Origin of the sequence: Azoarcus sp. KH32C (assembly GCF_000349945.1) — a bacterium.
Taxonomy (GTDB): Bacteria; Pseudomonadota; Gammaproteobacteria; order Burkholderiales; family Rhodocyclaceae; genus Aromatoleum.
Genome location: NC_020548.1, coordinates 730,315 through 737,589 on the forward strand (window position 1 = coordinate 730,315; position 7,275 = coordinate 737,589).

The window sequence follows — 7,275 nt, forward strand, 5'->3', positions numbered from 1 at the left end:
GCCGTCTTCTCGGCGCCGCGCAGCTTGACGCCGGCCTGGGGGGTGGGGGTGCTTGCGTTCTGCATCGGAGGACTCCGGCGGGCGACCCGGCTCCCGGGCTCGCAATCCAAGGGTTGTCTAGATTGGCGATTTGAGAGCCGGACCGCCCGTTACATCAGCCGCGGTAGTAGCGCTGCGGCACGAAGGGGGTGCTGGCGACTTCGATCGGAACCGGCTTGCCGCGGACGATCGCGGAGAGCTGGGTGCCGACCTTGGCGAGTGCGGTTTCGACGTAGCCCATCGCGACGGGCGCTTCCAGCGTCGGGCCGAAGCCGCCACTGGTCACGACGCCGACCTTGCGGCCGCTCGCGTCGACGATCTCGGAACCTTCACGCACCGGCACGCGGGCATTCGGACGCAGCCCGACGCGCTTGCGCGAGACGCCGTTGGCGATGTGGCCAAGGATGACGTCGGCACCGGGGTAGCCGCCGGGACGTGCACCGTCCGCCCGGCGGGGTTTCGATAGCGCCCAAAGCAGACTGCTTTCGACCGGCGAGGTGTTGACGTCGAGGTCGTGGCCATACAGGCAAAGACCAGCTTCGAGGCGCAACGAGTCGCGTGCACCGAGGCCGATCGGGGCGACTTCCGGGTGGCTCAGCAGCTCGCGCGCCAGAGCTTCGGCCTTGTCCGCGGGGACCGAGATCTCGAAGCCGTCTTCACCCGTGTAGCCCGAGCGGCTGACGAAGCACTTGGAGCCGACGAGGGTCACGGTGGCGGTCGTCATGAAGACCATTTCGGCGGTTTCCGGCGCGAGGCGGGCCATCACCGCACCGGCGGCGGGACCTTGCAGCGCGAGCAGTGCGCGGTCTTCCAGCACCTCGACCTTGCAGCGGCCGGACAGGTGCTTCTGCATGTGGGCGACGTCCTGCGCCTTGCACGCCGCGTTGACGACGACGAACAGGCGGTCGCCGAAGTTCGCGACCATCAGGTCGTCCATCACGCCACCGCCTTCGTTCGTAAAGAGCGCATAGCGCTGCATTCCCTCGGGGAGATCGACGATGTCGACCGGCACCAGGGTTTCCAGCGCCGCCGCCGCGTCGGGCCCGACGAGGAAGACCTGGCCCATGTGCGACACGTCGAACAGGCCCGCCTGGGTGCGCGTGTGCGTGTGTTCCTTGATGATCCCCGTGGGGTACTGCACAGGCATCGCGTAGCCGGCAAAGGGCACCATCTTGGCGCCGAGGGAGACGTGCAGGTCGTACAGCGGGGTGTGCAACAGCGATGCGTCGGTGCGGGTGTCGCTCATGATGATTCCTTTTCTGTGAGTCGCGGCCGCGTCAGCATTCGATGACATTCACGGCGAGGCCGCCGCGCGCGGTTTCCTTGTATTTGAGCTTCATGTCGGCGCCGGTCTCGCGCATCGTCTTGATGACCTTGTCGAGTGACACGAAGTGCTTGCCGTCGCCGCGCAGCGCCATGCGCGCAGCGTTGATCGCCTTGATCGATCCCATCGCGTTGCGCTCGATGCACGGCACCTGCACGAGGCCGCCCACTGGGTCGCAAGTGAGGCCCAGGTTGTGCTCCATGCCGATCTCGGCCGCGTTCTCGACCTGCTCCGGGGTGCCGCCCAGCACTTCGGCGAGCGCCCCCGCCGCCATCGAGCAGGCGACGCCGACCTCGCCCTGACAGCCGACTTCGGCGCCCGAGATCGACGCGTTTTCCTTGTAGAGGATGCCGATCGCAGCAGCGGTAAGCAGGAAGCGGATCACGCCCTCCTCGTTCGCGCCCGGCACGAAGCGGCTGTAGTAGTGCAGCACCGCGGGCACGATACCGGCCGCGCCGTTGGTCGGCGCCGTGACGACACGGCCGCCAGTGGCGTTCTCCTCGTTGACCGCGAGCGCGTAGAGGTTGACCCAGTCCATCACGGTCAGCGGGTCGCGCAGGGCGGCCTCCGGCGCGCCGGACAGCTTGCGATAAAGCTCGGCCGCACGCCGCTTCACCTGCAGGCCGCCGGGCATGATGCCCTCCTTCTCGCAGCCGCGACGCACGCACAGCTGCATCACGTTCCAGATGTTCAGCAGTCCGGCGCGGGTCTCGGCGTCGCTGCGCCAGGCGCGCTCGTTCTCCAGCATCAGCTGGCTGATCGAGAGACTCTTGTCGCGGCATTGGCCGAGGAGCTCGGCGGCGCTGCGGAAGGGATGTGCGAGCGGCGTCGTGTCCGCGACGATGCGGTCGGCGCCGGCCGCGCTCTCGTCGACGACGAAGCCGCCGCCGACCGAGTAATACACCTTCTGCCGCAGCGTCACGCCGTCCGCGTCGAAGGCCGCGAGGCGCATGCCGTTCGGGTGGTAAGGCAGCGACTGGCGGCGGTGCATCACGAGATGCTCGCGCTCAACGAAGGCGATCGCATGCTCGCCGGCGAGCATCAGGCACTGCTCGCCGCGGATGCGCGCGAGCCGGCCTTCGACCCGATCGGGATCGACGACATCCGGCGCCTCGCCTTCGAGCCCCAGAAGCACGGCCTTGTCGCTGCCGTGGCCCTTGCCGGTCGCGCCGAGCGAGCCGAAGAGCTCGGCCTTCACCGACGCGACCCGCGCGAGCAGGCCGGCGTCCTTCAGGCCGTAGGCGAAGACCTGTGCCGCGCGCATCGGCCCGACGGTGTGCGAACTCGACGGACCGATGCCGATCTTGAAGAGATCAAAGACGCTCAGTGCCATGATCGCGGACTCCGCCTCAGCTGCCGTACACCGGGAAGCGCGCGCACAGCGCGGTGACCTTCTCGCGCACCGCGCCGATCACCGCCGGATTGTCGATGTCGTCGAGGATGTCGCAGATCCAGCCCGCCAGCACGGTCACCTCGGCGAGGCCGAAGCCGCGCGTGGTGGCCGCCGGCGTGCCGATGCGGATGCCGCTGGTGACGAAGGGCGACTGTGGATCGTTCGGCACGGTGTTCTTGTTCACCGTGATGTGAGCCGCACCGAGCGCCGCGTCGGCGGCCTTGCCGGTGATGCCCTTGGCGATCAGGTCGACCAGGAACAGGTGGTCGTCGGTGCCGCCCGAGACGATCTTGTAGCCGCGCTCGATGAACACGCCGGCCATCGCGCGGGCGTTGGCGATCACCTGCTTCTGATAGTCCCTGAAGGCCGGTTCGAGCGCCTCCTTGAAGGCCACCGCCTTCGCCGCGATGACGTGCATCAGCGGGCCGCCCTGCATTCCCGGGAAGACCATCGAAGCGATCTTCTTTTCGATCTCGGCATTCGCACGACCGAGGATGATGCCGCCGCGCGGACCGCGCAGCGTCTTGTGGGTGGTGCTGGTGACGATGTCGGCGAAGGGCACCGGACTGGGGTACAGGCCGGCGGCGACGAGGCCGGCGACGTGCGCCATATCGACGAAGAGCAGCGCGCCGACCTTGTCCGCGATCGCGCGAAAGCGCGGGAAGTCGAGATGGCGGGCGTAGGCCGAGAAGCCGGCAACGATCATTTTCGGCTTGCATTCGACGGCGAGCGCCTCGAGCGCGTCGTAATCGATCACGCCATCGTCGGTGACGCCATACTGCACGGCGTTGAACACCTTGCCGGAGAAGCTCACCTTCGCGCCGTGCGTGAGGTGGCCGCCGTGCGCGAGGCTCATGCCGAGGATGGTGTCGCCCGGCTGCAGCAGCGCGAGATACACCGCGGCGTTGGCCTGCGATCCGGAGTGCGGCTGCACGTTGGCCCAGTCGGCGTCGAAGAGCGCTTTCGCGCGATCGATCGCGAGCTGCTCGACGACATCGACGTGCTCGCAGCCACCGTAGTAGCGCTTGCCGGGATAACCCTCGGCGTACTTGTTGGTGAGCACCGTGCCCTGCGCCTGCATCACGCGGGGGCTGGCGTAGTTCTCGGAGGCGATCAGCTCGATGTGTTCCTCCTGGCGGTGGCGCTCAGCCTCGATCGCGTTCCACACGGCGGCGTCATAACCGGCGATTTGCATGTCCTTGGCAAACATTTCGGTGTCTCCTTGAAATTGTTGGTTCAGCTTTCGTACGCGGACATCGGCGGGCAGGCGCATACAAGGTTGCGGTCGCCATACACGTTGTCCACCCGGCCGACCGGCGACCAGTACTTGTTCTCGCGCAGGCTCGCGAGCGGATAGACCGCCTCCTCGCGGCTGTATGGGTGCGCCCACTCGCCGGCGATCGCCTCGGCGGTATGCGGGGCATTGACCAGCGGGTTGTCCTTCGCGTCGAACTCGCCGCTCGCGACCTTCGCGATCTCCTCGCGGATCGCGATCATCGCGTCACAGAAGCGGTCGAGTTCGGCCTTCGATTCGCTCTCGGTCGGCTCGATCATCAGTGTGCCGGGCACCGGGAAGGACATCGTCGGCGCATGGAAGCCAAAGTCGATCAGGCGCTTGGCGACGTCGTCCACGCTGATGCCGGTGCTGTCCTTCAGGGGACGCAGGTCGAGGATGCATTCGTGCGCAACCAGACCGGTTTCGCCGCGATACAGCACCGGGTAGTGCGCCTCGAGGCGCCGGGCGATGTAGTTCGCGTTGAGGATCGCCATCACGCTCGCGTGGCGCAGTCCGTCGCGGCCCATCAGCGTGATGTAGGTCCAGGTGATCGGCAGGATGCTCGCGCTGCCCCAGGGTGCGGCCGATACGGCACCGATGCCTTTCAGGCCGGTCGTCCCGTGCCCCGGCAGGAAGGGCGCGAGGTGAGCCTTCACGCCGATCGGGCCGACCCCCGGCCCGCCGCCGCCGTGCGGGATGCAGAAGGTCTTGTGCAGGTTGAGGTGCGACACATCGCCACCGAACTTGCCGGGCGCGCACAGCCCGACCATCGCATTCATGTTGGCGCCATCGATATAGACCTGGCCGCCGTAGGCATGGACGATCTCGGTGATCTCGCGGATCGCGGTCTCGAACACGCCGTGCGTCGACGGGTAGGTGATCATGATCGCGGCGAGCTGGTCGGCGTGCTGCGCGGCCTTCGCCTTCAGGTCGGCGACGTCGACGTTGCCCTGGTCGTCGCAGGCGACCACCACCACGCGCATGCCCGCCATCTGCGCCGTGGCGGGGTTCGTGCCGTGCGCCGAGCTCGGAATCAGGCACACGTCGCGGTGAGCTTCGCCGCGGCTCGCGTGCCAGGCGCGGATCGCCAGCAGGCCGGCATATTCGCCCTGCGAACCGGCGTTAGGCTGCAGCGACACGGCATCGTAGCCGGTGCAGGCGCACAGCATCCGCTCCAGCTCCGCGGTAAGCTGCGCGTAGCCCTGCGCCTGCTCGGCCGGCGCGAAGGGATGGATGCCGCCGAACTCGCGCCAGGTCACCGGGATCATCTCCGTCGTGGCGTTGAGCTTCATCGTGCACGAGCCCAACGGGATCATCGTCCGGTCGAGCGCGAGATCCTTGTCCGCGAGCGTACGCAGGTAGCGCAGCATCTTCGTTTCGGAGCGGTGGGCGCTGAACACCGGATGCGTCAGGAAGGCGGAGGTGCGCACTTGCGCGGCTGGCAGCATCTCGGGCGTGCGAGCCTCGACGGCATCGAAATCCGGCAGATGAGCCGGTACGGCGGCATGTTGCGCGAACACTGCCCACAGCGCCTCGACGTCGGCACGGGTGCTCGTCTCATCGAGCGAGATCCCGACCGTCTGCGAGTCGAGCTCGCGTAGGTTCGTGCCACGACGACGGGCGGCGGCATGCACGGTGGCCGCGTCCGCGACCCCGACGGCCAAGGTGTCGAAGAAGCTCGGATTCAGGACGCGCACATCCAGTTCGCGCAAGCCGTCCGACAGCACGGCGGTGAGGCGATGCACGCGCCGCGCGATCGTCGCGAGCCCCTGCGGACCGTGGTAGCAGGCATACAGGCTCGCCATCACGGCAAGCAGCACCTGTGCCGTGCAGATGTTGCTGGTCGCCTTCTCGCGGCGGATGTGCTGCTCACGCGTCTGCATCGCGAGGCGGTAGGCCTTGTTGCCGTGGCTGTCGATCGATACGCCGACGATACGGCCCGGCATTACGCGCTTGTGGGCGTCGCGGGTGGCGAAATAGGCGGCGTGCGGGCCGCCATACCCGAGCGGAATACCGAAGCGTTGGGTTGTGCCGATCGCGACGTCGGCACCGAACTCGCCCGGGGGCTTCAGCAACGTCAGCGCAAGCAGGTCGGCAGCGACAACGACCAGAGCCTGCTTCGCATGCGCGGCATCGACAATGCCCGCATAGTCGACGAGCTCGCCGGTGCTCGCCGGATACTGCAGCAACACCCCGAAGCACTCGTGGGCCGCGAGTTCGGTCGCGGGGTCGCCGACGATCACCTCGATTCCCAACGGTTCCGCACGAGTGCGCACGACCTCGATCGTCTGCGGGTGGCAGTCGTGCGACACGAGGAAGGCCTTCGCGCCGCTCTTCGACAGACGCTGGCAAAAGCTCATCGCCTCCGCCGCCGCAGTCGCCTCGTCGAGCAGCGAAGCGTTCGCGATCTCCATGCCCGTGAGGTCGGTGATCATCGTCTGGAAGTTCAGCAAGGCCTCCAGCCGGCCCTGGGAGATTTCAGGTTGGTAAGGCGTGTAGGCGGTGTACCAGGCCGGGTTTTCAAGCACGTTGCGCAATACGACGGCCGGCGTGTGGCAGTCGTGATAGCCCGTGCCGATGAAGGAGCGGAACACCCGGTTCTTCCCCGCGATCCCGCGCAGCCGCACCAGCGCTTCGGCCTCGCTGCAGCCTTCGGGAAGCGCGAGGGGGGACGGCGACAGGATGGAGGCCGGAATCACCCGATCGATGAGCTGGTCGAGCGAATCGAGGCCAAGCGCGTGCAGCATCGCGCGGGTTTCGGCTTCGTCGGGCCCGACGTGACGGCCGATGAAGTCGTCTCGCTGCTCGAGTTGGGAGAGCGTCGCGGGGAAGCGGGTGTCGTTCATGTTCATGATGTGGCAGTCCCGGTCGAGGTCAGATGGCCAACTGTTCGTAAGCGGGCAGATCGAGCAGTCCATCGAGCGCAGACGGATCGTCGAGGCGGATGCGCATGAACCAGCCGGCCCCCAGCGGATCCTCATTGATGGTGGCAGGTGCCTCGGCAAGGGCCGTATTCACTTCGACGACGGTGCCGGCGAGCGGCATCTTCAGATCGCCGGCAGCCTTCACCGATTCGATCACCGCCGCCTCGTCGCCGGCGCCGAAGCACTCGCCGATCTGCGGCAATTGCACGAACACGATGTCCCCGAGCGCGTTCTGCGCGTACTCCGTGATGCCGACCGTCGCAACGTCTCCCTCGACGCGCAGCCATTCGTGGTCTTCGGTGAATTTCATGATGCTCAT

5 protein-coding genes are annotated in these 7,275 nt (G+C 67.2%); all 5 read right to left on the bottom strand.

Going from position 1 to position 7,275, the window contains the following annotated elements; genetic code table 11:
* Nucleotides 1-154 precede the first annotated feature (154 nt).
* Complete coding sequence (gene gcvT / locus AZKH_RS26050) at nucleotides 155-1,285, bottom strand: glycine cleavage system aminomethyltransferase GcvT (protein ID WP_015452307.1); 1,131 nt, start codon at nucleotides 1,283-1,285, stop codon at nucleotides 155-157.
* A gap of 31 nt (nucleotides 1,286-1,316) precedes the next feature.
* Nucleotides 1,317-2,696 (bottom strand): L-serine ammonia-lyase, encoded by a 1,380-nt coding sequence (locus tag AZKH_RS26055; protein WP_015452308.1) that lies wholly within the window; start codon nucleotides 2,694-2,696, stop codon nucleotides 1,317-1,319.
* Nucleotides 2,697-2,712: 16 nt separating this feature from the next.
* Nucleotides 2,713-3,966, bottom strand: coding sequence for a serine hydroxymethyltransferase (gene glyA, locus AZKH_RS26060; RefSeq protein WP_015452309.1), 1,254 nt, complete (start codon nucleotides 3,964-3,966; stop codon nucleotides 2,713-2,715).
* 26 nt (nucleotides 3,967-3,992) lie between these two features.
* On the bottom strand, nucleotides 3,993-6,884 hold the full coding sequence (gcvP, locus tag AZKH_RS26065) for an aminomethyl-transferring glycine dehydrogenase (RefSeq protein WP_015452310.1): 2,892 nt from the start codon (nucleotides 6,882-6,884) through the stop codon (nucleotides 3,993-3,995).
* Between the two features lie 22 nt (nucleotides 6,885-6,906).
* Nucleotides 6,907-7,275, bottom strand: a 369-nt coding sequence (gene gcvH, locus AZKH_RS26070; RefSeq protein WP_015452311.1) for a glycine cleavage system protein GcvH, incomplete at its 5' end; no start/stop codon positions are given.